Origin of the sequence: Pseudoduganella sp. R-43 (genome assembly GCF_049913255.1) — a bacterium.
Classification (GTDB): Bacteria; Pseudomonadota; Gammaproteobacteria; order Burkholderiales; family Burkholderiaceae_D; genus Rugamonas.
In genome coordinates this window covers 4,042,728-4,067,323 of the sequence record NZ_CP183988.1, presented here as the reverse complement: position 1 = coordinate 4,067,323, position 24,596 = coordinate 4,042,728, and the positions used below count along the sequence as shown (strand labels likewise).

The following is a 24,596-nucleotide window of genomic DNA, read 5'->3' as shown; positions in this document are numbered from 1 at the left end:
GGCGCTCAGCGCTTGCTAAACGGCAATGAATGCTGCTTTTCTGTTGCGTTGATGCCGACTCAGAAGCGCTCGTCCGGGCTGAGGTAGCGCCATTGCCCTTCTGGCAAGTTTCCAAGTTTGACACGACCAATCCGCACGCGCTTCAAGCCTACCACGCGCAAGCCAACCATTTCGCACATGCGGCGGATCTGGCGCTTCTTGCCTTCGCGCAGGGTGAAGCTGAGCTGGTCGTCGTTCTGCCAGCGTACTTTCGCCGGCAGCAGCGGTTTGCCGTCCATCCACAGGCCATGGTTCAGGCGCTGCAGGTCGCTGTCCGGCAGGCGGCCTGGTTTGGTGTATTCGACGCGGACCAGGTATTCCTTGTCAACGTTGGTGTTCTCGCCAATCAGCTGCTTGGCGACGCGGCCGTCCTGGGTCAGTACCAGCAGGCCGACCGAATCGATGTCGAGACGGCCTGCCGGCACCAGGCTGCGCAACTGGTTGCGATCGAAGCGTTCCGGCGAGCGGTCTTCGGCCCAGCGGTTTTCCGGCTTGATCAGCACTACGGCAGGCTGGTAGCCGTCTTCAGCCTGGCCTGAGACGTAGCCGACCGGCTTGTTGATCAGGATCGTGACGCGGCGCGCCTGTTCGGCCGCAGCCTGGCGTTCCACGGTGACTTTCTGGCTCGGGTAAACCTTGGTGCCCAGTTCGGACACCACCTTGCCATCCACGCGCACCCAGCCCTTGGCGATCCATTGATCGGCTTCACGGCGGGAGCACAGGCCCAGTTCGGACATGCGCTTGGAAAGGCGTAACAATTCTTCGGACATCAGATTTTCAGTACTTCGAGTAAGTCGGTTTCCAGCTGCAGCTGGGTACGGGCATTGGCCAGGGCAGGGCCGTCGACGATGAACACGTCTTCCACGCGTTCGCCGAGGGTCATGATCTTGGCCGTATGCAGGTTGATCTTGTATTTGGTCAGCACGTTGGCGATCGAGTACAGCAGGCCGGTGCGGTCGTTGGCCGCCACCGACAGCAGATAGTACTGGCCGCGTTCGTCAGGGCGCAGGTCCAACGTTGGCTGGATCGGGAAGGTGCGCGACAGGCGCGACAGCCGGCCTTTGCTTGGCGCGGTCAGCGGGCCTTGTGTTACCAGCAGTTCGCACAGCTCATGCTCGATCAGGTTGATGATGTCGCGGTAGCTCTTGGCGAAATTCTGCTCGGTGACCAGGAAGGTGTCGAGCGCATAGCCGTGCTTCGTCGTATGGATCTTGGCATCGAGGATGCTGAAGTTCTTGCGGTCGAAGTAGGAACAGATGCGCGCGAACAGGTCGGGCTGGTCCTTGATGTAGACGGCCACCTGCAAGCCTTCGCCGATCGGCGCCAGGCGCGCTTTCACTACCGGCTGTTCGCTGTCCAGCCGATCCCACAGCGCGCGCGTCTGCCAGGCGATGTCGCTGGCGTCGTGGCGCAGGAAGTAGGCCAGGTCGAGCTGCTTCCACAGCGCTTCGTGCGCGTCGGGCGGCAGGCCGTACAGGCGCAGGGTGGCCAGCGCTTCCTGCTGGCGGTTTTTCAGTTCGCGGTCGGCGGAATGCGGTTCGCCGCCCAGCACGCGCAGCGTCATCTTGTACAGGTCTTCCAGCAACTTGCCTTTCCAGGCATTCCACACTTTCGGGCTGGTGCCGCGGATGTCTGCCACCGTCAGCAGGTAGAGCGCAGTCAGGTGGCGTTCATCGCCCACCGTCTTGGCGAAGGCCTGGATCACGTCCGGGTCCGACATGTCCTGCTTCTGTGCCACGTGCGACATGGTCAGGTGCTGCTCGACCAGGAAGGCCACCAGTTCTGTGTCCTCCTCGTTGATGCCGTGCTCCTGGCAGAACTGCTCGACGTCGGCCACGCCCAGCTTGGAGTGGTCGCCGCCGCGGCCCTTGGCGATGTCGTGGAACAGGGCCGCCACGTACAGCAGCCATGGCTGCGGGAAGTTGGCCATCAGCTGCGAGCAGAACGGATACTCGTGTGCGTGCTCGGTCATGGTGAAGCGGCGCATATTGCGCAGCACCATCATGATGTGCTGGTCCACCGTGTAGACGTGGAACAGGTCGTGCTGCATCTGGCCCGTGATCTTGCGGAAGCTTGGCAGGTAGCGGCCCAGGATCGACAGCTCGTTCATCCGGCGCATGTTGTGGATGATGCCCTGTGGCGCCTGCAGGATGCGCAGGAAGTAAGCCTTGTTGACCGGATCGGCGCGGAAGTCGGCGTCGATCTTGAAGCGCTCATGCCACAGTGCGCGCATGGTGCGCGCGGTCATGCCTTTCAGGGCAGGGCGCTCGCACAGCAGCACGAAGATTTCCATGATGGCCGACGGCGTCTTTTCAAACGTGTCGTCGTCGTTCATGTCGATCATGCCGTTCACTTCGCTGAAGCGCTCGTTGATGCGCACCGGCTTCTCGTCGTGTGGGAACAGGTAGGACTCGATGTTCTGCAGCAGGATGGTGTTGAGCTGCACCACGGTCTTGGCAGCCCAGTAGTAGCGCTGCATCAGGTATTCGCTGGCGCGGCGCATGTGCACGCCGGTGCCGGTGGCTTTCAGGCCCAGGGTTTCGGCCACGGCGGTCTGCACGTCGAACACCAGGCGGTCCTCGCGGCGGCCGGCCACCAGGTGCAGGCGCACGCGGATATCCTTGAAGGCGCGTTCCTTCTCCATCAGCTGGCGCGCTTCGGTCTGGGTGATCAGGCCGCGCACGGCCAGGGTGCGCCAGGAGTTGGCCAGGCCGGCGGCCTTGGCCATCCACAGGATCACGTGCAGGTCGCGCAGGCCGCCCGGGCTTTCCTTGACGTTGGGCTCCAGGCTGAAAGGGGTGTCCTCGTACTTGGCATGGCGCTGGCGCATTTCGATGGTCTTGGCCTCGAAGAAGGCGCGCGGGTCCATGGCCTTGTTGTAGGCGTCCTGCAGTTGCGCGAACAGCACCATGTTGCCGGTGATGATGCGCGCTTCCAGCAGGCTGGTTTGCACGGTGATGTCGGCCTTCGATTCGGCCAGGCATTCGTCGATGGTGCGGATGCTGTGGCCCACGTCCAGGCCCAGGTCCCATAGCAGCTGGACGAATTCTTCCAGCTTGCCGCGCGCGGCGTCGTCCGGCGCTTCGTGCAGCAAAATCAGGACGTCGACGTCAGAGTAGGGGAATAGTTCGCCGCGCCCGTAGCCGCCGACCGCCACCAGGGCGGCTTGCGGCGGCAGGCGGTTTGCTGCCCACGCTTGCGTCAGGATGTCGTCGACGCTGCTGCGCAGGTTGCGCAACAGCTTCTCTGGCATGCCGTCTTCATGGAAGTTGGCAATGATGCGTTGGCGGTCCGATTTAAGCCGGGCCTTGAGCTGTTCCCGGAGGTCCTTCTTCATCGCGGCGTGGGGCATGCGTTTTTATGCTGCGGCTTTTTCAGTGATGAAAGCTGGCGGCTGCGGGCTGCCGGCGGACAGGGTCAGCACCTCGTAACCGGTTTCGGTAACGACCAGCGTATGTTCCCATTGTGCGGACAGGCTGCGATCCTTGGTCTTGATGGTCCAGCCATCCGGCATTTCCTTGATCTCGCGGCGGCCGGCATTGATCATCGGCTCGATGGTGAAGACCATCCCTGCTTCCAGCACGGGGCCGGTGCCTGGCTTGCCGTAGTGGAGGATCTGCGGTTCTTCGTGGAAGACCTTGCCGATGCCATGGCCGCAGAACTCGCGCACCACGCTGTAGCCGTTTTTCTCGGCATGCACCTGGATCGCGTGGCCGATATCGCCCAGGGTGGCGCCCGGCTTGACCTGCTGAATGCCCAGCCACATGCATTCAAAGGTGACGTCCGACAGGCGCTTGGCCAGGATCGATGGCTTGCCGATGAAGAACATGCGGCTGTTGTCGCCGTGGTAGCCATCCTTGGTGATGACGGTGATGTCCAGGTTGACCACATCGCCATCCTTCAGCACCTTGTCGCCAGGGATGCCGTGGCAGATCACGTCGTTGACCGAGGTGCAGATGGCTTTAGGGTAGGGCGTATAACCTGGCGGGCAGTAATTCAGCGGCGCCGGGACGGTGCCCTGCACATTGGTCATGTACTCGTGGCACAGGCGGTCCAGCTCGCCGGTGGTGACGCCAGCCTTGACGAAGGGGGTGATGTAGTCGAGCACCTCGGAGCCGAGGCGGCCGGCCTCGCGCATGCCTGCGATGTCCTCGGGAGTTTTGATATTGATAGTCATGGGATCTTGCTGTTCTGTACAGGGTACGCCACTCAGGGGCGTTATCAGCAAGATTATAAACGACAGCCTCAGCGCGCGCCCGGTCGGCCGCCTATGCCGAATTGCGGGACGCTGGGTTGCGAATCGGTCAAAGGCGTGGCGCACGGGTGACAGGCGACATGAAATGGTCATAAATGCACCTTAGCATCGGCACACCCTACAACCAGACCGATAAGGAAAAACGATGTCCACCAGCCGCCGCAAGTTCCTTGGCATGGCCTCCGCTGGCGCCGCCAGCACCCTGTTCCCCGACCTGATCAGGCAAGCGCTGGCGGTGCCGGCCTACAGCGCCACCGGCACCCTGGCCGACGTGCAGCACGTCGTCATCTTCATGCAGGAAAACCGCTCCTTCGACCATTACTTCGGCACCCTGGCTGGCGTGCGCGGCTTCAACGACCCGCGCGCGATCACGCTGCCGGGCGGGAAAGCGGTCTGGTACCAGCCCAACGGCACTGGCGGCTATGTGCTGCCATTCCATTTCGACGCCAAGAATACCAGCGCACTCTCGCTGGGCACCAACCATAGCTGGAAAGGTTCGCAAACCACATGGCAGGGCTGGGACGCCTGGGTCAAGCAGAAGACCGCCCAGAGCATGGGCTATTTCGACCGCGGCGACCTGCCGTTCTACTACGCGTTGGCCGACGCCTTCACCATCTGTGACGATTACCATTGCTCGATCTTCGGCGCCACCGACCCGAACCGCATGTACTCGCTGACCGGCAGCAACCAGAACTGGCTCGGCGCGATGGGCAGCCTGTACAACATAGATTCGGCTGGCTACTACAACAACGATCCGAAATACGACAACATCACGCCGTCCGTGACGGCCAGCGCGCCGAACTGGCGCACCTATGCCGAAGTGTTGGAGGCGAACAGCGTAAGCTGGAAGGTGTACCAGGAATGGGACAACTACGGCGACAACTACCTGGCCTATTTCCGCAACTTCCGCGTCAATGCCGATGGCACGCGCCTGTCGGAGAGCAGCCCGCTATACCAGAAGGGCCGGGTCATCGCGCCGGGTTCCTATGAAAGCAACGCGCGCGGCACCAAGGGCGACTGGCTGGTGAATTCCTTCGCCGACGATGTGCGCAATAACCGGTTGCCGCAAGTGTCGTGGATCGTCGCTCCCAACGATTACACGGAACATTCGCCGAACTCGCCCAACGCCGGCGAGAACCTCACTGCGCGCTTGCTCGCCGCACTCGTCGCCAACCCCGACGTGTGGTCGAAAACGGTCTTCCTTCTTACCTACGACGAAAACGACGGCTTCTTCGATCACATCCCTTCGCATATGGCCCCATTGAACACCGGCATGGGGCGCAGCACGCTGGCCGATAACGGTCAATACGAAAACTACAACGGCATTCCGGTCGGCCTAGGCCCGCGCGTACCGATGCTGGTCATTTCGCCGTGGAGCAAAGGTGGCCGTGTGTGCTCGCAGTTGTTCGACCATACCTCCAAGCTGCGCTTTCTCGAAGAATGGCTGGTGGCCGGCCTGGGCAAGCATCGCTCCAGCATCGCCTGCGAGAACATTTCCCCATGGCGCCGCGCGGTGTGCGGCGACCTGACTTCGGCCTTTGATTTCAAGACGCCGAATTCGTCGTGGCCATCGACCGTGCCGAAATCGACCACCTACCAGCTGGTGTCGGGCAAGCCTTATCCGCAACCGCCGGCAGTGCAGACCTTGCCGGTGCAAGAGGGCGGCAGCCCGCGCTACTCCTGCGCCTTGCCGTACGCCTTTGCCGCTACGGCACGGGTGAATTTGTCGAAGCAGGTGGAGCTGTCGTTCTTCAACCAGGGCTTGGCAGGCGGTGCGTTTATCGTCTATTCCCAGGTCCGTAGCGACGGCCCATGGTATTACACGGTCGAAGCAAGCAAGAAGATCGAACGCGAAGCATGGAACTGGTCTACGCCCAACTATCACCTGAGCGTTGTGGGGCCGGGCGGTTTCCAGCGTGAGTTTGCCGGCGTGCTGGCATTGGCGACTGCGACTGGCGGTGCGCGCCCGGAGGCGTGGCTGAACGCCAACCCGCTCGCCATGTCGGTTGATATCGTCCTCTCCAATGTGGAGGGTTTGCGTGCCGCCACCTTCCGCATTGTCGACAATGCCTATGGGCGCGCCGCCACGAGCCACACTGTGGCTGCCGGCCAACAGGCCGTCGTGAGCATTCCGGTTGGAGCCAGCTACGGCTGGTACGACCTGGCCGTGACTTGCGACTTCGACGCGCAATACCTGCGCCGCATGGCCGGCCGCGTGGAAAACGGCCAGGCCAGCCGCACCGACCCGGTACTGGGCCGCACGCCAGCCGGTCCCAGGGCTACGTTGTCGGCCAGCGCCGCTTCGGTCCCGCGCGGCACTCCAATCAGCTTCAGCTACTCGGTTCCCGCCCCGCAGGTTAACAGCAAGAACTGGATCGGCATTTACCGTAACGGCGTCACGCCAGGCTCGACCGCCTCGCTGGCATGGCAGTACGTCGCCAGCGGCGCCGGCACGGCAGCCTTCGCCACGTCCGGCCTGGCCGCCGGCAGCTATGCAGCTTGGCTGCTGTATAACGACGGCTATTCGGCCCTTGCAGGCCCGGTTGCCTTCACGGTGACTTGATGTCGATGGTGCGCGATTGTGCCGATTTCTACACCGCGCACTTATAAATTCATCAAGACTTGCACAATCGTGCGTGATTTACTTTCCTTTCTTTACAACAAGAAACGGAGAGACCGAAATGCGATTGAAAGTAGTTACTGCAGCTGCGATGTTGATGGCCAGCCTGTTTGCGCAGGCTGGTATTCCCTACAAAGACAGCGTTTATGAGTTCAAGCAGCCAGGCGGTGAAAAGCTGCGCGTTCACCTGGATGGTAACGATTACTACGCCGAACAACGTACCGATGACGGCTCGCTGGTCGTGTACGACGCCGCAAAGAAAGGCTTCTGCTACGCCACCGTGAACGCCGCCGGCGACGAACTGGTGTCGACCGGCGTGCTGGCGACCAACGCCAAGGTGCGTAGCCTGGGCGGTACCGCGAAGAAGCAAGAAGGCCTGAGCCAGGAAGCCCGCGCCCGCAAGGCCAAGGAAAAGTTCGAGAAGATGAACGGCCGCACGCTGGATAGCGCCCGCAAATCGGCGAGCGCCGCCATGAGCGCGCCGCAGGCCCTGGCGGCCCCTGTAACGGGCCAGGTCAAAGGCCTGACCGTGATCATCGATTTCCCGGACGTTCCCGGTACGATCACCCAGGCCCAGGTCAATTCCTTCCTGAACGACATGCCGTACACCGGCTTCGGCAACGCGCAGTCCGTGCGCGGCTACTGGCAATCGGTCTCGGGCGGCAAGCTGGATTACACCAACACCACCACGATCTACTACCGCGCCAAGAAAAACAAGGCCTATTACGCCGACAGCTCGCTCGATTCCGGCGTGCGTTCGCAGGAGCTGATTTCCGAAGCATTGAACTGGCTGGAATACACCCAAGGCTTCAACTTCGCATCGCTGAGCGTTGATGCCAACAAGCGCATTCGCGGCCTGAACTTCTTCTACTCCGGCGGCGCGGACAGCGCCTGGTCCAAGGGCCTGTGGCCGCACATGGGCTGGCTGGGCAAGCAGTTCTGCGCGGACGGCGTCTGCACCGGCTACTACCAGATCACTAATATGGGCAACAGCCTGGCAATCGGCACCTTTTCTCACGAGACCGGACACCTGGTAATGGGCTGGCCGGACCTGTATGACTATGACGGCAGCTCCGAAGGTTCGGCGGCCAGCTATTGCATCATGGGCTTCGGCAGCATTGGCGCGCAAAGCCAGTACCGCCCGGTGCCGCCGAATGGCTTCTTCCGCTACCAGGTGGGCTGGGATACGGTGACCGAGCTGAATCCGGCGCTGAACGCCAATGCGCCGAAAGGCCGCCTGAGTCACACTTCCGGTTCGCACAGCCTGTATCGTTGGACCAATCCGGCCAAGACCGATGAGGCCTTCTACGTGGAAGCGATCTACAAAGCGGACCAGAACCTGTACCAACTGGGTTCCGGCCTGGCCGTGTGGCACATCGACCCGGCGGGCAACAACTCCGACGAGTGGCATCCATACGTGCAGATGGAACATGCCGATGGCCGCCGCGATCCCGAAAACAATGTGAATCGCGGCGACGGCACCGACCTGTATGACGGCGCAATCTACAAGGCCTTCTATGACACGGTGCCGAACAACTACGCCAGCCATGGCACCAACTCGCGCTGGTGGAGCGGCAGCGGTTCCAACTTCGGCCTTGCCAATATCAGCGCGGCCGCCAAGACGATCTCCTTCGATGTCGTGAAGGGCGACGGCACGGGCGGCGGTGAAACCTACACCGGCTACCTGTCCGGCACCAATGCATCCGCCATCCACCCATCGCCATACTTCTACTACAACGGCGGCACGATCAAGGCCAACCTGTCCGGCCCGTCGAACGCCGACTTTGAGTTGAAGCTGGAGAAGTGGAATGGCAGTGCGTGGGTGCAGGTGGCTTCGTCGACCAGCCCGACGTCGACCGAAGCGATCAGCTACAGTGCCGCGGTAGCCTATTACCGGATCACTGTGTACTCGTATAGCGGCTCCGGCAACTACACGCTGAGCGTCACGAAGTAAGGCGCCTAAGGTGAAGGGTCCTGCTGGCCGCCAGCTTTCTGCATGGCGGCCAAGCGGGCATCGATGGCGGTCAGCAGCGCTTCGGTGCGCTGGCGCTGCGCCGCCACGTCCCGCTCGGCCGTCGTAAGATAGCGAGCCGAGTCGAAGGCAGCGTGATAATTCTGGACCAGTGCTACGTAGATCGCCCCCACGCCCAGCACGGTGCTGAGGGAAGCTCCCACGACGAGTTTTTTCAAGCTTGCAATTGAAGCTTCGATTCGATCAAGCCTTGCCTCCGTGGCCCTTTGGCGCTCGTCGGCCCGTGCCTCATAGCCGTCCATCCGTCGTTCAAATGCCTTGGCCCGGATGGCCTCGCGCTCCACAATGGCTGCCTCGCGCTCCCGTGCGGCCGCATCGCGCTCAGCGGCCCGCGCAGCAATCTCGCTCATATGTTGCACGAAGGCTTTTGCGTCGAGGGCTTCGCGCGCCCGGGCAGCCGCCTCGCGTTCGTCAGCCCGGGCAGTGTACGCTTCAATCGTGGAGCGGAATTCCGCGAGCTTTACGTCAGAACGCCCCTCAGCGATCAGGAGGCTGGAATCAACATACTGTTTGGTTGCTGGATCCATGATTTCATCTTCGGCGGGTAGGGGATTGATGTCAACCAGGCTCATGAGGGCACCTCGACGTGTTTCCCCATTGTGGCGACGCTCCCCTCCTGCCGCTTAGATGCGGATCAAGCTTTGCTGTTCTCCGTCTTGAAGTGCGCAACAAGGGCATTGGCATGGCCGTGGCCCATGCCGTGTTCGGCCTTCAGCGCAGCCACCATATCCATGTGCTTCAAGTCTTTCATGCCCTTCAGCAGCTTGAGCCAATGCTCGACCGGCTTGCCGTACTTTGCTTCGATCGAGGGGAAGTAGGAGGAGGGAGATCCCATGGCCGCCTCCTTACTGTTCAACCAGTAAAGCCAGCAAGGCCAGCGACTGCTGCCAGCCGAGATAGCATTGCTCCGCCGGGATTACAGCTGGCACCCCTTCCTGGACGATGTCGACTTCGGTGCCGCAGGAGACGGCGCGCAGATTGATGGTGGTCTGCATCTGGCCCGGCAGGTTCGGATCGTCGAACACCGCGGTGTAGCGGATTTTCTCGCCCGGATGCAGTTCCAGGTATTCGCCGCCGAAGGAGTGGGTAAAACCGGTGCCCAGGTCAACAAAGGACATGCGGTACTTGCCGCCAACGCTGGCATCCATTTCGTGCACTTCGCCCAGGTAACCGTTTGGCGGCAGCCATTTGTTGAAGGCCGAGGCGGTGGTCCAGGCCTTGTAGATGCGCTCAGGGGAAGCGCGCAGTACACGATGCAGTTTGATGGTATTCGTAGCCATTTCAGTAATCTCCATTTGGGTGGGTTGGTACAGGCACGACGCGCCAGCGCGCCAAGAATCGACAAGAAATACGAAAATTTTCGGAAATCTTTGTATTTATTATCAAGTTTGCACTAAAATGCGGCCCGGCGCACTGTGTGGAAGGCTGCAATACGCTTGCATGAGCCCCCTCCAATACGCTAAAATTTATGGTTGCCTGACCTAGTGTCTTGCAAAGTAGTAAATTTTCTTATTTTATAAACCCGAATCCCCCCAACAAGGGTGCCCGCAAGGGTGACTGGGAGGATTCCAGACCCAACCCTGGAGTAAATAATGTCTGTAACGATGCGTGAAATGCTGGAAGCCGGCGTCCACTTCGGTCACCAAACCCGTTTCTGGAACCCAAAGATGGCTCCGTTCATCTTCGGCCACCGCAACAAGATTCACATCATCAACCTGGAAAAGACCCTGGCCATGTACCAGGACGCGATGAAAACCATCCGTCAAATCTCCGCTTCCCGTGGCACCATCCTGATGGTTGGCACCAAGCGCCAGGCTCGCGACATCATCGCTGCTGAAGCTCAGCGCGCCGGTGTTCCGTTTGTTGACCAGCGTTGGCTGGGCGGCATGCTGACCAACTTCAAGACCATCAAGACCTCGATCAAGCGCCTGAAAGACATGGAAGCTTCGATCGAAGACGGTTCCGTTGAAAAGCTGACCAAGAAAGACGCTCTGCTGTTCCGTCGCGAACTGGAAAAGCTGCAGAAGTCGATCGGCGGTATCAAGGATATGGGCGGTGTTCCTGACGCAATCTTCGTGGTTGACGTTGGCTACCACAAAGGCGCGATCACCGAAGCCGCAAAACTGGGCATCCCAGTGATCGGCGTGGTCGATACCAACCATTCCCCAGAAGGCGTGACTCACGTTATCCCTGGTAACGACGACTCCTCCAAAGCGATCACCCTGTACGCCCGCGGCGTGGCAGACGCGATCCTGGAAGGTCGTGCAAACGCTACCACTGAAGTCCTGGAATCCATCAAGACTGCAGCTGGCGACGAGTTCGTAGAAGTTAACGAGCAGGCTTAACTGCCTGGCTGCCGCAAGGCAGCTTCAGCTTGAGAAAGGGGTGGCCCACCAGCTCCCCCTTTTTTTTAAACAGAATTACCCGGATGAGCAGGCTGCCTTTGGCGCCGCCCCGGACTGAATCCCAAACCGAATACAGGAGAATCACATGGCAGCAATTACTGCAGCAATGGTAGGTGAACTGCGCGCTAAGACCGACGCGCCAATGATGGAATGCAAAAAAGCGCTGACCGAAGCCGGCGGCGACATGGACAAAGCGGAAGAGCTGCTGCGCGTTAAGCTGGGCGGCAAGGCTGCCAAAGCTTCCGCACGCATCACCGCTGAAGGCGTGGTTGCTTCCCACATCGCCGGCAACATCGGCGCCCTGGTTGAAGTGAACTCCGAGACCGACTTCGTTGCCAAGAACGACGACTTCCTGGCCCTGGCTGCCCTGGCTGCCAAGCTGGCCGCTGAAAACAACCCAGCTGACGTTGCTGCCCTGCTGGCCCTGCCAGCTGGCAACGGCCAGACCCTGGAAGAAGTGCGCGCTGCCCTGGTGGGCAAGATCGGCGAAAACATGTCGATCCGTCGCTTCCAGCGTTTCGAAACCACCGGCAAGCTGGCTGCATACCTGCACGGCACCAAGATCGGTGTAATCGTCGAGTTCGACGGCGCCGACGAGCAAGTTGGTAAAGACGTGGCCATGCACATCGCTGCAATGAAGCCAGTGGCTCTGTCCTCCGAGCAAGTTCCTGCCGATCTGATCGCTAAAGAGCGTTCGGTTGCCCAGGCCAAGTCGGACGAAGACGCTGCTGCCGCTGTTGCCGCTGGCAAGCCAGCCCAGCCAGCCGACATCGTTGCCAAGCGCATCGATGGCGCCGTTGCCAAGTACCTGAAAGAAGTGTCGCTGATGAACCAGGCTTTCGTGAAGAACGACAAGCAGTCCGTCGAGCAGATGCTGAAAGCCGCTAACACCACCGTTAAGGCATTCACCATGTACGTGGTTGGCGAAGGCATTGAGAAGAAAGTTGACGATTTCGCGGCGGAAGTCGCAGCCCAGATGGCTGCCTCCAAAGGCGCATAATCAAGAAAACGGGCCGAAAGGCCCGTTTTTTTAAGCCTGCTGCTTGCCAAACCGGTAAACCAGTGTCAGACCCGCAGGGTCTGACACCCGATACGCGGCGGCAGCGGGCAAGTGCCTGACCCTGCGGGTCAGGCACTGGTTTACCGGTTTTAAGGTTGTTAAGCCTCTTTTAAGGCTTTCAATCCTGAATTAAACGGTGGACAATGGCATTTCCGTTATCATTGCCGCCGAAGCCACACCGAACAAAACATTTAAAAGGAGCCCCAGCTCATGTCAAAACCAGCCTTCAAGCGCGTCCTCCTGAAATTGTCCGGCGAAGCCCTGATGGGCGATGACCCGTACGGCATCAACCGCGGCACCATCGAACGCATGGTGGCGGACGTCGCCGAAGTAGCAAAGCTGGGCGTTGAACTGGCGGTCGTCATTGGCGGCGGCAACATTTTCCGTGGCGTGGCGCCTGGCGCCCAGGGCATGGACCGTGCCACCGCCGACTACATGGGCATGCTGGCTACCGTGATGAACGCGCTGGCCCTGGCCGACGCAATGAAGCACGTGGGCGTGACCGCGCGCGTGATGTCGGCTATCGGCATCGAGCAGGTGGTCGAGCCTTATGTGCGCCCGAAAGCGCTGCAGTACCTGGAAGAGGGCAAGGTCGTGATCTTCGCCGCCGGCACCGGCAACCCGTTCTTTACCACCGACACCGCAGCGGCCCTGCGCGGCTCGGAAGTGAGCGCGGAAATCGTGCTGAAGGCCACCAAGGTCGACGGCATCTACACCGCCGACCCGAAGAAAGACCCGAACGCCACCATGTACCACAAGATCAGCTTTGACGAAGCGATCGCCAAGCACCTGCAAGTCATGGATGCCACCGCCTTCGCGCTGTGCCGCGACCAGAAACTGCCGATCAAAGTATTCTCAATTACCAAGCCGGGCGCGTTGATGAACGTGATTATGGGCGAGGAAGAGGGTACACTGGTTCACGTTTAAAATATTTCAAGTAATTGCAACAGGAGAGCAGCAATGTCTATCGCTGACATTAAAAAGAATACTCAGGACCGCATGGTCAAATCGCTGGAAACCCTGAAGGCCGACTTGGCCAAAGTGCGTACCGGCCGCGCCCACGTAGGCATCCTGGACCACGTGATGGTGGACTACTATGGCAACCCGACCCCGCTGAACCAGGTCGCCAACCTGACCCTGGTTGACGCGCGCACCATCGGCGTAGCCCCGTTCGAAAAGAAAATGGGCGCCGTCATTGAAAAGGCGATCCGCGATTCCGACCTGGGCCTGAACCCGGCCTCGCAGGGCGACATGATCCGCGTGCCGACCCCGCCGCTGAACGAAGAGCGCCGCAAGGAAATGGTCAAGCTGTGCAAGGGCGAAGGCGAAGACGCTAAAGTCGCCGTGCGCAACATCCGCCGCGACGCCAACGAAGGCCTGAAGAAGCTGGTGAAGGACAAGGCCATTTCGGAAGACGAAGAGCGCCGCGCAGCTGACGAAGTGCAGAAGCTGACCGACAAGTTCATCGCCGACATCGACAAGACCGTCGCCGAAAAAGAGAAAGAAGTCCTGACCGTCTAAGGTCCCGAAACCGGGGAGGATAGGGGTATTGCCCCTGCCTCCCCGGATTTTTAGTTTACGCACCTATGAAATATTCTAGTTCGACAACCGACGTGCCTGATGCGCCCAAGGTGCCGCGCCACCTGGCGATCATCATGGACGGCAACGGGCGCTGGGCAACCAAGCGTTTCCTGCCGCGCGTGGCGGGCCACGTCAAAGGCGTGGAAGCGGTGCGCACCGTGGTGGAAGCCTGCGCCGAGCGGGGCATCGAGTACCTGACCGTCTTTGCGTTCAGTTCCGAGAACTGGCGCCGGCCGGAAGAAGAGGTATCGCTGCTGATGAAGCTTTTCGTGACGGCCCTGGAGCGTGAGGTGTCGAAAATGCATGCGAACAACATCCGCCTGAAGGTGGTGGGCGACCTGTCGCGCTTCGACCAGAAGCTGCAGGACATGATCGCCAATGCCGAGCGCAAGACCGCCAACAACACCCGCATGACCGTCACCGTGTGCGCCAACTATGGCGGCCGCTGGGATATCATGCAGGCGATCGGCAAGATGGTGGCCGAGCACCCCGGCACGACCGATTTCTCGGAAGAGCAACTGGCACCCTACCTGTCGATGGCATATGCCCCGGAGCCGGACCTGTTCATCCGTACCGGCGGTGAAGAGCGCATCTCCAATTTCCTGCTGTGGCAACTGGCCTATACGGAACTGCACTTCACCGACACCTACTGGCCCGACTTCAATGCCGAACGCCTGGATGAGGCAATTGCCTCCTACCAGGGCCGTGAACGCCGCTTTGGCCGCACTGGCGACCAGGTGGCAAAGAAAAGCAAATAAGAGCTAAAACAATGCTGAAAACCCGCGTGATTACCGCCGTCCTGCTGCTGGCGGTATTGTTGCCTGTCCTGTTCTCCGGCTACCAGCCGGCGGTGAATGTGGTGGTGGCTGTGTTCTTTGCCGCTGCCGTGTGGGAAGCCTTCCGCCTGTTCAAGAACCGCGCCGCGATCGTCGTGGCGGCCGCGTGGGCGGCGGCGTTTGTCTATACCTTCTTCTTCAACGCGGGACTCGAACAGGCCAGGTTCTGGCTGGCCATCGGCGCGGCCATCTGGCTGATCCGCTTTGCGCCGGCCCTCAAACTGGGCTTGCCGCCGGCCGAAGGCATGGGCAATACCATGCTGAGCATGGTGTACGCCGTGACCCTGGTGTCCTGCTTCGTCGCCATCCTGCTGCTGTTCGCGCGCGGCCCTGTCTACCTGCTGTCGGTCATGGCCATTGTGTGGGCGGCCGACATCTTCGCCTATTTCTCCGGCAAGGCTTTCGGCAAGCATAAGCTGGCACCGACCATCTCTCCCGGCAAGTCGTGGGAGGGCGCGGTAGGCGGCCTGGTTGCCGTGCTGCTGCTGGCCGTCGTGACCGTGCTGCTGGCGCCATCCGTACCCCTGCTGCAGGACACTTTCGCGGTGCGCCTGGCGACCCGCATGGGCTGGGGCATCATGCTGGCCGTGCTGGTGCTGATCGTCGCCGCATCCATTGTGGGCGACCTGTTTGAATCCATGCTCAAGCGCCGCTCCGGCATGAAGGACAGCAGCAACCTGCTGCCTGGCCACGGCGGCGTGCTTGACCGTATCGACGCGCTGGTGCCGGTGCTGCCCATCGCTGCGTTGATCACTCCAAGGCTGTTCTAAGGAATTCCATGCAACGCATTACCATCCTCGGCGCCACTGGCTCGATCGGCGTCTCCACACTGGACGTGATTGCGCGCCACCCGGACCGTTATTCTGTCTACGCGTTGACCGCCCATAGCCGCGTCGAAGAACTGGCTGCACAGTGCGTCCAGTTCCGACCGGCTCGCGCCGTAGTCGGCAGCGCCGCTGCCGCCGACCAGTTGGGCGCCTTGCTGCGTGCCGCCGGCTGCCGCACCGAAGTGGAGTGGGGTGAAGCTGCGCTGTGCGCGGTTTCCGCAGCCTCCGAAACCGATGCCGTGATGGCCGCCATCGTCGGCGCCGCCGGTCTGGCGCCAACCCTGGCTGCCGCCCGCGCCGGCAAGAAGGTCATGCTGGCCAACAAGGAAGCGCTGGTCATGTCCGGCCAGTTGTTTATGGATGCCGTGGCCGAAAGCGGCGCCGTGCTGCTGCCGATCGATTCCGAGCACAATGCGATCTTCCAGTGCCTGCCGCAAGGCTATGGCCGCGTGCCTTCTGCCTTCGGCGTTACCAGGATCCTGTTGACCGCTTCCGGTGGCCCGTTCCTGAAGCGCGACGTCGCCACGCTGGAAAACGTGACCCCGGACGAGGCCTGCAAGCACCCTAAATGGGTCATGGGCCGCAAGATTTCGGTCGATTCCGCGACCATGATGAACAAGGGCCTGGAAGTGATCGAGGCCCACTGGCTGTTCGGCGCCCCGGCCGAACAGATCGAGGTCGTGATCCACCCGCAATCGGTGATCCACTCGATGGTGTCCTACAACGACGGCTCCGTACTGGCGGAACTGGGCAACCCGGACATGCGCACGCCGATCGCCCATGCGCTGGCTTACCCGGAGCGCGTCGCCTCCGGCGTGGCACAGCTTGACCTGACCCAGGTCGGCACCCTGCAGTTCGAAAAGCCGGACTTCAACCGTTTCCCTTGCCTGGCACTGGCCTACGAGGCCTTGCGTGCAGGCGGCACCGCGCCAGCCTTGCTGAATGCGGCCAACGAGGTGGCGGTACAGGCCTTCCTCGACGAGTGCATCGGCTTCCGCCGCATCGACCGCGTGATTCGCCAGGTGATGGACGAATTGCCGCATGGAGCGGCCAGCAGCATTGATGCCGTGATGGCGCAGGATGCGCTGGCACGGGCCGCAGCAGAACGGATCATCGCCGGATAAGCAGCCAGCCATGGACACTTTCCGCACCATTCTCGCCACGATTGTCTGTCTCGGTTCCCTGATCATCATCCACGAGTTGGGGCACTACCTGGTGGCGCGCTGGTGCGGTGTCAAGGTGCTGCGCTTCTCGGTCGGCATGGGCCGCATCGTCTGGATGCGCAGGTTCGGCAAGGACCAGACCGAATGGGCCTTGTCTGCCATCCCCTTGGGCGGCTACGTGAAGATGCTGGATGCCCGCGAAGGCGATGTATCCGGCCTGCCGGCCGAAGACCTGGCCCGTGAATTTACCCGCCAGAGCGTGTGGAAACGCATCGCCATCGTGGCCGCCGGCCCGCTGGCCAACTTCCTGCTTGCTATCGCCCTATACGCCGGCCTGTACATGTCCGGCGTGCGCGAGCCGACGGCCCGTATTGCGGAACCGGCGAAAGCGACGGCAGCAGCTGCCGCCGGCCTGCACCGGGGCGACCTGGTCAAGTCGGTCAATGGCGATCCGGTGCAGGGCTGGTCCGAGCTGCGCTGGGCCATCATCCAGTCTGCAATTCACAAGGAAGCCCTGAGCCTGGTGGTCGAACGCCCCGGTTACGGCGAAGTTCGCGCTTCGCTGCCGGCCGAAGCGGCGGGCCATGTGAGCCTCGAGGACGACGTGCCGGCGGTGATCGGCCTCGACCTGATGCGCCCGCCGCCAGTCATTGGCCGCATGGAGGAGGGCGGCGCCGCCCGCCGCGCCGGAATGCTGAAGGGCGATGTGATCCAGGCTGTCGACGGCCAGCCGATTGACGATGCGCGCGGCTTCGTGGCCGAAGTCCTGCGCTCGCCGGGCCGAAAGCTGGTCGTGACCGTGCTGCGCGAGGGGCGCAGGCTGGAGCTCGAGCTGACCCCGGATGCGGTAGAGGACAAGCAGGCAAACAGCAAAGGTCTTGTAACAGTCGGTAAGATCAAGGCCGAACTGGTGGGCGCTGTTGATACGATGGTGGTGCACTACGGCCCGCTGGAGGCAGGCGCCAAGGCGGTGCGCCAGGTAAAGGAAATCTGCACGATGACCTTCAAGATCCTGGGCCGCATGATTGTTGGTGAAGTCTCGCTGAAGAATATTACCGGCCCGCTGACCATTGCCGAATATGCCGGTGAAACGGCGAAAATGGGCGCCGAGCCTTTTATTGCCTTCGTCGCCTTTATCAGCGTGAGCCTTGGACTGATGAATTTGCTGCCAATTCCTGTTCTGGATGGGGGGCATTTGCTGTATTATTCGCTGGAAGTTTTGACAGGGCGCCCCGTTTCCGAGCGCTTTGGCGAAATGGCGCAGCGTATTGGACTGGGATTGCTGGTGTCTTTAATGGCGCTGGCGATATTCAATGACCTGGCCCGCCTGCTTTAATTTTTTTCGATTTGCCGATGAAATTACACACTGATCGTATCGCTCCCCAATTCCGCCGTACCCTGGTAGGCGCAGCCGTCCTGGCTTTCTGCTCCGGCAGCGCAATGGCCGCCGAGTCGTTCGTCGTCAAGGATATCCGCGTCGAAGGCATCCAGCGTACCGAAGCCGGCACCGTGTTCAGCTACCTGCCGGTGCGCGTGGGCGAAACCTTCAGTGACGACAAATCCGTAGCCACCATCAAGGCCCTGTACGCGACCGGCATCTTCAAGGATGTGAAGCTGGAGCGCGACGGCAATGTGCTGGTGGTGATCGTGGAAGAGCGCCCGGCGATCGCCAAGGTGGACTTCAAAGGCACCCACGAATTCGAGAAGGACATGCTGGTCAAGGCGCTGAAGGATATCGGCGTCGGCGAAGCCAAGACCTTCGACAAGGCATCGGTGGACCGCGCCGAACAGGAATTGAAGCGTCAGTACCTGTCGCGCGGCCTGTACGGCGTGAAAATCACCACCACCGTTACCCCGATGGAGCGTAACCGCGTCAGCATCGACTTCGACGTCGATGAAGGCGACGTGGCGCGCATCAAGCAGATCAATATCGTCGGCAACAAGGCTTTCAGCGACAAGGAACTGAAAGAGCAGATCGCCCTGAATACCGGCGGCTGGTTCAGCTGGTACACCAAGTCCGACCAGTATTCCAAGACCAAGCTGAATGGCGACATCGAGACCCTGAAGTCCTGGTACCTGGACCACGGCTATATCGAGATGAACGTGGATTCGACCCAGGTCTCGATCACGCCGGACAAGAAGGACATCTACATCACCATCAATATCACCGAGGGTGAAAAGTACACCGTCTCCGACATCAAGTTCGAAGGCGAAATGTTCGGCCGCGAAGACGAACTGCGCCAGCTGGTGCTGCTGCAAAAGGGCAAGCTGTACTCCGGCAAGCTGCTGACCGCCACCAACAAGCTGATTACCGACCGCCTCGGCACCTTCGGTTTCGCCTTCGCCAACGTGAATGCCAACCCTGAGATCGACCAGGCCAAGCGCGAAGTCGCGTTCACCTTCTTCATCGACCCGGGCAAGCGCGCCTATGTGCGCCACATCAATATCTCGGGCAACACCACCACCCGCGACGAAGTGATCCGCCGCGAGTTCCGACAGTTCGAATCGAGCTGGTACGACGCCTCCAAGATCAAGGCTTCGCGCGACCGCGTCGACCGCACCGGCTATTTCAAGGACGTGACCGTCGACACGCCGGAAGCGCAGGGCACCTCCGACCAGGTGGACATCAACCTGTCCGTGGTCGAACGCCCGACCGGCAATTTCCAGATCGGCGGCGCTTTCTCGCAGGCTGAAAAGTTCACCTTCAACGCGGCGATCCAGCAGGCCAACTTCGCCGGCTCGGGCAACACCGTGGGCCTGGAACTGAATACCTCGAAGTACAGCCGCACCATCGCGTTCTCGCACACCAATCCGTACTTCACGCCGGACGGCATCTCGCGCAGCTATGAGCTCTACCTGCGCACCTTCCGCCCGCCTGCAGTCAACACCGGCCTGTACACCATCAAGCAGACCGGCGGCCGCGTGAGCTTCGGCGTGCCGTTCTCCGAGCAGGACACCATCTTCTTCGGTATCGGGCTGGAAAAGTCGAACGTGGAAACCGACGAATCGTCGCCGACCTACTTCAAGCAGTACGTGCGCGACCTGGGCGGCCCGGCCAGCGGCGTCGGCTCGGTCAACGCCTACTCGGTTCCGCTGACCGCGGCGTGGGCGCGCGACAGCCGCGACTCCGCCATGACCCCGACCCTCGGCTACATGCAGCGCATCAACCTGGAACTGGATGCGATCGGCGAATCGAAGTACTGGCGAGCGGTGTACGAAACCCAGTGGTACAAGCCGCTGACCAACAAGATCACCCTGGCGCTGAAGGGCGAGGTCGACTATGGCCGCGGCTTCGGCGGCAAGAACTACCCGGTCTTCAAGAACTTCTACGCCGGCGGCATCGGCTCGGTGCGCGGCTACCAGAGTTCCTCGCTGGGCGCGGTCGACCCGCGCTACGGCGACTCGCTGGGCGGTGCTTCGCGCCTGATCGGCAATGCCGAACTGCAGATGCCGTTCCCAGGCCAGGGCCAGGACCGCTCGCTGCGCTGGTTCGGCTTCCTCGATGGCGGCCAGGTCTACCAGGAACGCCAGAAGATGCGCCTGTCCGAGCTGCGCTTCTCGGCCGGCCTGGGCTTGAGCTGGATTTCCCCGGTGGGGCCGCTGAAGTTGAGTTATGCTTTGCCTCTGAACGACAAACTGGGTGACCGCCTGGAACGCTTCCAGTTCCAGATGGGCACTGGTTTCTGATGCATTTAGTGCACCAAAGCAACTTATTTGGACGGAGAATCGAGTTGAAGACTGCAACCGCTACCCTGGGCAAAATCGCTGCCGTACTGGCGCTGGGCATGATGGCCGCGGCACCGGCGCTGGCGCAGTCCTCCCGGATTGCCTGGCTGAGCGCCGAGCGCATCTACAACGAATCGAAGCTGGCCAAGTCGGCCGACAACAAGCTGCGCGAGGAATTCTCCAGCCGCGAGAAAGCGCTGCAGGAACTGGCCATGCGCTCCAAGGCGGCGGCCGAGAAATGGGAAAAGGAAGGCGCCAGCAAGCCCGAGCCGGAGCGCAGCAAGCTGCAGCGCGAAGCCTACGAGGCGGACCTGAACTTCCAGCGCCGCCAGCGTGAATTCCGCGAAGACCTGAACCAGCGCACCAACGAGGAGCGTGCTGCGATTGCCGAAAAGGCGACGAAGATCATCAAGCAGCTTGCAAATACCGAAGGCTACGACATCGTCCTGCAGGACGCCGTGTGGGCCAGCCCGCGCATCGACATCACCAACAAGGTGCTGGAAGCGTTGGACAAATAACAGATAGATTGGATTACAGATGGGCCTTCGGCTAGGAGAACTGGTCGAGCGCCTGGGCGGCCAACTGGTGGGGGACCCGGAACTTTATGTTGCCGGGATCGCGCCGTTGACCGATGCAGGCGCTTCGCATATCAGCTTCCTCAGTAACAGCAAATTCCGTTCACAAGCAGGGCAAAGCCAGGCGGCAGCCCTGATTGTCAGCGCCAATGACGATGCCACCGTGGCAGAAACCTACAAGGGTGCCCGCATCGTCGTCAAGAATCCCTACGTGTACTTTGCTCGCGCCGCGCAGATCTTCGAAGCGCAGACGGCCTATGTGCGCCCGGCCGGCGTGCACCCGACGGCGTATGTCGACCCGGCTGCGAGCGTGGACGCCACTGCCCATATCGGCCCCAAAGTGGTGGTCGAAGCGGGCGCCGTGATCGGCGCTGGCGTGGTGCTTGATGCCGGCTGCACCATCGGCCGCGATGCGCGGGTGGGCGAGGGCACGCATTTCTTTGCCAATGTGACTTTCCATTCGAAGTGCGTGATTGGCAAGCGCGGCATCATCCACTCGGGCGCGGTGATCGGCACCGACGGCTTCGGCTTTGCCAATGACGGCGGGGTCTACGTACGCATCCCGCAAGTGGGCCGCGTAGTGATCGGCGACGATGTCGATATCGGCGCCAACACCACCGTGGACCGCGGCGCGCTGGCGGATACCATTATTGAAGACGGCGTGAAGCTGGACAACCAGATCCAGATCGGCCACAACTGCCATATCGGCGCGCACACGGCCATGGCCGGCTGCGTCGGCGTGGCAGGCAGCGCAAAAATCGGCAAGTACTGCACTTTCGGTGGCGCGGCGATGATCCTTGGCCACCTGACGATTGCGGACCATGTCCATATTTCGTCGGGCAGCCTGGTATCGCGCTCGATCACCGAACCAGGCCAATACACGGGTTTCTACCCCTTGGCCAAGAACAGCGACTGGGAGAAGTCGGCTGCGATTGTCCGGAACCTGCCGACCATGCGCGATAAAATGCGCGCGCTGGAAAAGACCATTAAAACTAAAACCGAAGACGAAGAATCATGACGACTACCGAAAACAAAACGATGGACATCTGCGAGATCAAGGCTTACCTGCCGCACCGCTACCCGCTGCTGCTGGTTGATCGCGTCATCTCTTATGAAGAGAACAAGTCCATCACCGCCATCAAGAACGTGACCGTGAACGAAGAGTTCTTCAACGGCCACTTCCCGCACAAGCCTGTCATGCCCGGCGTGCTGATGATCGAAGCGATGGCGCAGACCGCAGCCCTGCTGTCGTTCAAGTCCATGGGCATCAAGCCGGACGAGAATTCGGTGGTGTACTTCGTCGGTATCGACAATGCGCGCTTCAAGCGCCCAGTCGGTCCTGGCGACCAGCTGAAGATGGACGTGGAAATCCTGCGCAATGCGCGCGGCATCTGGAAATACAAGGCGGTCGGCTCGGTCGACGGCCAGGTAGCGCTGGAAGCTGAGCTGATGTGCACCATCCGCTCCGTGGAGTAAGACCATGGCAACCATCCACCCAACAGCGATTGTCGACCCGAAAGCCGAACTGGCTGCCGGCGTCGAGATCGGCCCCTACACGATCATTGGCCCGAACGTGGTGATTGGCGAGAACACCGTGGTGGGCCCGCACGTCGTGATCGAGGGCCATACCACGATCGGCAAGAACAACAAGTTCTTCCAGTTCTCCTCCATCGGCGCCGCGCCGCAGGACAAGAAATGGAACGGCGAACCGACCCGCCTGGAAATCGGCGACGACAACACCATCCGCGAATTCTGCACCTTCAACCTCGGCACGGTGCAGGACAAGGGCGTGACCAAGCTGGGTAACAACAACTGGATTTCGGCCTACGTCCACCTGGCGCATGACTGCGTGGTCGGCAACAACACCATCTTCTCGAACAACGCGCAGATGGCGGGCCACGTCGAGATCGGCGACTGGGTGATCATGTCCGGCTTCGCCAACGTGCACCAGTTCTGCAAGATCGGCGCCCACGCCTTCGTCGGCATGAGCACCAGCCTGACCCAGGACGTGCCGCCATACGTGCTGTTGAACGGCAATCCGGCAGCAGCGCATGGCGTCAACATCGAAGGGCTGAAACGCCGCGGATTCACGCGCGAGCAGATCAACGCCATCCGCAACGCCTACAAGATCCTGTACCGTTCCGGCCTGACGCTGGACGAAGCCAGGGCAGCCATGCTGGAAGCCGAAGCCGGGCTGCCGGAAGATTGCGCCGCCGCCGCGCGCTCGATGCGCGAATTCCTCGATACGACCACCCGTGGCATCGTCCGCTGACGTATCGATTGCAGTCGTCGCCGGCGAACCTTCCGGCGACCTGCTGGCGGGCCGCCTGCTGGGCGGCCTGCGCCCGCACCTGCCCGAAGCGCGCTTCCACGGCATCGGCGGCCCGGCCATGATGGAACATGGCTTCGAGTCGCAATGGCCGATCGAGAAGATGACCGTGCGCGGGCTGTTCGAGATCATTCCCCGCTACCGCGAGCTGAAAGGCATCCAGAACACGCTGCGTGACCAGCTGCTGGCCGAACGGCCTGCCTGCTTCATTGGCGCCGACTATCCGGGCTTCAATCTGGGCCTGGAAGCGCAGTTGCGCGCCGCAGGCATCCCGACCGTGCACTATATCGGCCCGCAAATCTGGGCCTGGCGCGGCGGCCGGATCAAGAAGATCATCAAATCTGTCTCGCACATGCTGGTGATCTTCCCGTTCGAGGAAGAGATCTACAAGAAGGCTGGCGTGCCCGTGACTTACGTCGGCCACCCACTGGCAGAAGTGATCCCCGTGCAGCCGGACGAAGCGGCCGCGCGCCGCCAACTGGGCATTGCGGAAGATGCCAACGTCGTCACGGTGATGCCGGGAAGCCGCATGGCCGAACTGAAGTACAACACAGACGCCTTCATTGGCGCCTGCAAGCTGCTGCAGCAGCGCGATCGCACGCTGAAATTCGTGGTGCCGATGGCGGGCGAAAAGCAGCGCAAGTATTTCCTGGAACTGGTGGCCGAAGCCGGCCTGCAGGATGTCGAGCTGATGCTGCTGGATGGCCAGTCGCACACAGCCATCTGCGCCGCCGATGCCGTGCTGGTAGCCTCCGGCACCGCCTCGCTGGAGGTAGCCCTGTTCAAGAAGCCGATGGTCATTGCCTACAAGATGATGGCCGCATCCTGGCATATCATGAGGCATATGGGATACCAGCCGTGGATCGGCCTGCCGAACATCCTGGCGCGCGAATTCCTGGTACCGGAAATGCTGCAGAACGCCGCAACAGCCGAGACGCTGGCCGACGCCATGTGGAAACAACTGAGCGACGTCCCGCACCGCCTGCAGCTGGCGCAACGCTTTACCGACATGCATTACAGCCTGCTGCGTAACAGCGCCCAGGAAGGCGCCGCGGCAGTCCTTAAGGTCATCAACAGATAAGCCCGTGTCACACCATGGGGTCACACCCCAACGGTGACACGGACGCTGCCGTGAGAATGGATCAGTT

Annotated in this window: 22 protein-coding genes; 16 read left to right on the top strand and 6 right to left on the bottom strand. The window is 61.3% G+C overall.

Annotated elements, in window-relative coordinates; genetic code table 11:
- Positions 1–59 precede the first annotated feature (59 nt).
- From ACN9M3_RS18385 to map, 3 genes are read right to left on the bottom strand one after another with little or no spacing between them, the layout of a single operon-like run.
- Positions 60–809, bottom strand: a complete 750-nt coding sequence (locus tag ACN9M3_RS18385; RefSeq protein ID WP_426318239.1) for a pseudouridine synthase — start codon at positions 807–809, stop codon at positions 60–62.
- Positions 809–3,391, bottom strand: coding sequence for a [protein-PII] uridylyltransferase (locus ACN9M3_RS18380; RefSeq protein WP_426318238.1), 2,583 nt, complete (start codon positions 3,389–3,391; stop codon positions 809–811). Before ACN9M3_RS18380 ends, ACN9M3_RS18385 begins: the two co-directional genes overlap by 1 nt.
- A gap of 6 nt (positions 3,392–3,397) precedes the next feature.
- The gene (gene map, locus ACN9M3_RS18375) at positions 3,398–4,216 is read right to left on the bottom strand and encodes a type I methionyl aminopeptidase (protein WP_426161931.1); all 819 of its coding nucleotides are present in this window, start codon (positions 4,214–4,216) and stop codon (positions 3,398–3,400) included.
- A gap of 223 nt (positions 4,217–4,439) precedes the next feature.
- Here map and ACN9M3_RS18370 point away from each other — a divergent pair, with 223 nt between their 5' ends.
- Both ACN9M3_RS18370 and ACN9M3_RS18365 read left to right on the top strand, forming a co-directional pair.
- A complete protein-coding gene (locus ACN9M3_RS18370; RefSeq protein ID WP_426318237.1) occupies positions 4,440–6,857 on the top strand; it encodes a phosphocholine-specific phospholipase C in 2,418 nt (805 codons plus the stop codon).
- Positions 6,858–6,975: 118 nt separating this feature from the next.
- Positions 6,976–8,868: a M6 family metalloprotease domain-containing protein gene (locus tag ACN9M3_RS18365; protein WP_426318236.1), complete on the top strand. Its 1,893-nt coding sequence runs from the start codon at positions 6,976–6,978 to the stop codon at positions 8,866–8,868.
- A 5-nt stretch (positions 8,869–8,873) separates the two neighbouring features.
- Here ACN9M3_RS18365 and ACN9M3_RS18360 read toward each other — a convergent pair whose 3' ends face one another.
- From ACN9M3_RS18360 to ACN9M3_RS18350, 3 genes are all read right to left on the bottom strand, one after another.
- Positions 8,874–9,518: a hypothetical protein gene (locus ACN9M3_RS18360; protein ID WP_426318235.1), complete on the bottom strand. Its 645-nt coding sequence runs from the start codon at positions 9,516–9,518 to the stop codon at positions 8,874–8,876.
- A gap of 62 nt (positions 9,519–9,580) precedes the next feature.
- Positions 9,581–9,781, bottom strand: coding sequence for a DUF4287 domain-containing protein (locus ACN9M3_RS18355; protein ID WP_426161925.1), 201 nt, complete (start codon positions 9,779–9,781; stop codon positions 9,581–9,583).
- Positions 9,782–9,791: 10 nt separating this feature from the next.
- Entirely contained in the window at positions 9,792–10,226 is a 435-nt protein-coding gene (locus ACN9M3_RS18350; protein WP_426318234.1) for an SRPBCC family protein, read from the bottom strand.
- 312 nt (positions 10,227–10,538) lie between these two features.
- Between ACN9M3_RS18350 and rpsB the strand changes: the two genes are divergently transcribed.
- The 14 genes from rpsB (at position 10,539) to lpxB (ending at position 24,529) form a co-directional block, all read left to right on the top strand.
- Positions 10,539–11,291, top strand: a complete 753-nt coding sequence (gene rpsB, locus ACN9M3_RS18345) for a 30S ribosomal protein S2 (RefSeq protein ID WP_130312122.1) — start codon at positions 10,539–10,541, stop codon at positions 11,289–11,291.
- A gap of 145 nt (positions 11,292–11,436) precedes the next feature.
- Entirely contained in the window at positions 11,437–12,351 is a 915-nt protein-coding gene (tsf, locus tag ACN9M3_RS18340) for a translation elongation factor Ts (RefSeq protein ID WP_426161922.1), read from the top strand.
- Between the two features lie 270 nt (positions 12,352–12,621).
- Positions 12,622–13,338: a UMP kinase gene (pyrH, locus tag ACN9M3_RS18335; protein WP_130312126.1), complete on the top strand. Its 717-nt coding sequence runs from the start codon at positions 12,622–12,624 to the stop codon at positions 13,336–13,338.
- 33 nt (positions 13,339–13,371) lie between these two features.
- On the top strand, positions 13,372–13,932 hold the full coding sequence (gene frr, locus ACN9M3_RS18330; protein ID WP_057262710.1) for a ribosome recycling factor: 561 nt from the start codon (positions 13,372–13,374) through the stop codon (positions 13,930–13,932).
- 65 nt (positions 13,933–13,997) lie between these two features.
- Positions 13,998–14,750 (top strand): polyprenyl diphosphate synthase, encoded by a 753-nt coding sequence (gene uppS / locus ACN9M3_RS18325; RefSeq protein WP_426161921.1) that lies wholly within the window; start codon positions 13,998–14,000, stop codon positions 14,748–14,750.
- Positions 14,751–14,761: 11 nt separating this feature from the next.
- Positions 14,762–15,598 (top strand): phosphatidate cytidylyltransferase, encoded by an 837-nt coding sequence (locus ACN9M3_RS18320; RefSeq protein ID WP_426318233.1) that lies wholly within the window; start codon positions 14,762–14,764, stop codon positions 15,596–15,598.
- 8 nt (positions 15,599–15,606) lie between these two features.
- Positions 15,607–16,779: a 1-deoxy-D-xylulose-5-phosphate reductoisomerase gene (gene ispC, locus ACN9M3_RS18315; RefSeq protein ID WP_426318232.1), complete on the top strand. Its 1,173-nt coding sequence runs from the start codon at positions 15,607–15,609 to the stop codon at positions 16,777–16,779.
- Positions 16,780–16,789: 10 nt separating this feature from the next.
- The gene (gene rseP / locus ACN9M3_RS18310; RefSeq protein ID WP_426318231.1) at positions 16,790–18,154 is read left to right on the top strand and encodes an RIP metalloprotease RseP; all 1,365 of its coding nucleotides are present in this window, start codon (positions 16,790–16,792) and stop codon (positions 18,152–18,154) included.
- A gap of 17 nt (positions 18,155–18,171) precedes the next feature.
- Positions 18,172–20,505, top strand: a complete 2,334-nt coding sequence (gene bamA / locus ACN9M3_RS18305; protein ID WP_426161917.1) for an outer membrane protein assembly factor BamA — start codon at positions 18,172–18,174, stop codon at positions 20,503–20,505.
- A gap of 44 nt (positions 20,506–20,549) precedes the next feature.
- The gene (locus ACN9M3_RS18300; protein WP_426161916.1) at positions 20,550–21,062 is read left to right on the top strand and encodes an OmpH family outer membrane protein; all 513 of its coding nucleotides are present in this window, start codon (positions 20,550–20,552) and stop codon (positions 21,060–21,062) included.
- Between the two features lie 19 nt (positions 21,063–21,081).
- Entirely contained in the window at positions 21,082–22,137 is a 1,056-nt protein-coding gene (gene lpxD, locus ACN9M3_RS18295; protein WP_426318230.1) for a UDP-3-O-(3-hydroxymyristoyl)glucosamine N-acyltransferase, read from the top strand.
- Positions 22,134–22,595, top strand: a complete 462-nt coding sequence (gene fabZ, locus ACN9M3_RS18290; RefSeq protein ID WP_055924214.1) for a 3-hydroxyacyl-ACP dehydratase FabZ — start codon at positions 22,134–22,136, stop codon at positions 22,593–22,595. Before lpxD ends, fabZ begins: the two co-directional genes overlap by 4 nt.
- Before the next feature lie 4 nt (positions 22,596–22,599).
- Complete coding sequence (gene lpxA / locus ACN9M3_RS18285; RefSeq protein WP_426161914.1) at positions 22,600–23,391, top strand: acyl-ACP--UDP-N-acetylglucosamine O-acyltransferase; 792 nt, start codon at positions 22,600–22,602, stop codon at positions 23,389–23,391.
- Positions 23,375–24,529: a lipid-A-disaccharide synthase gene (gene lpxB, locus ACN9M3_RS18280; RefSeq protein ID WP_426318229.1), complete on the top strand. Its 1,155-nt coding sequence runs from the start codon at positions 23,375–23,377 to the stop codon at positions 24,527–24,529. Before lpxA ends, lpxB begins: the two co-directional genes overlap by 17 nt.
- Positions 24,530–24,596 lie beyond the last annotated feature (67 nt).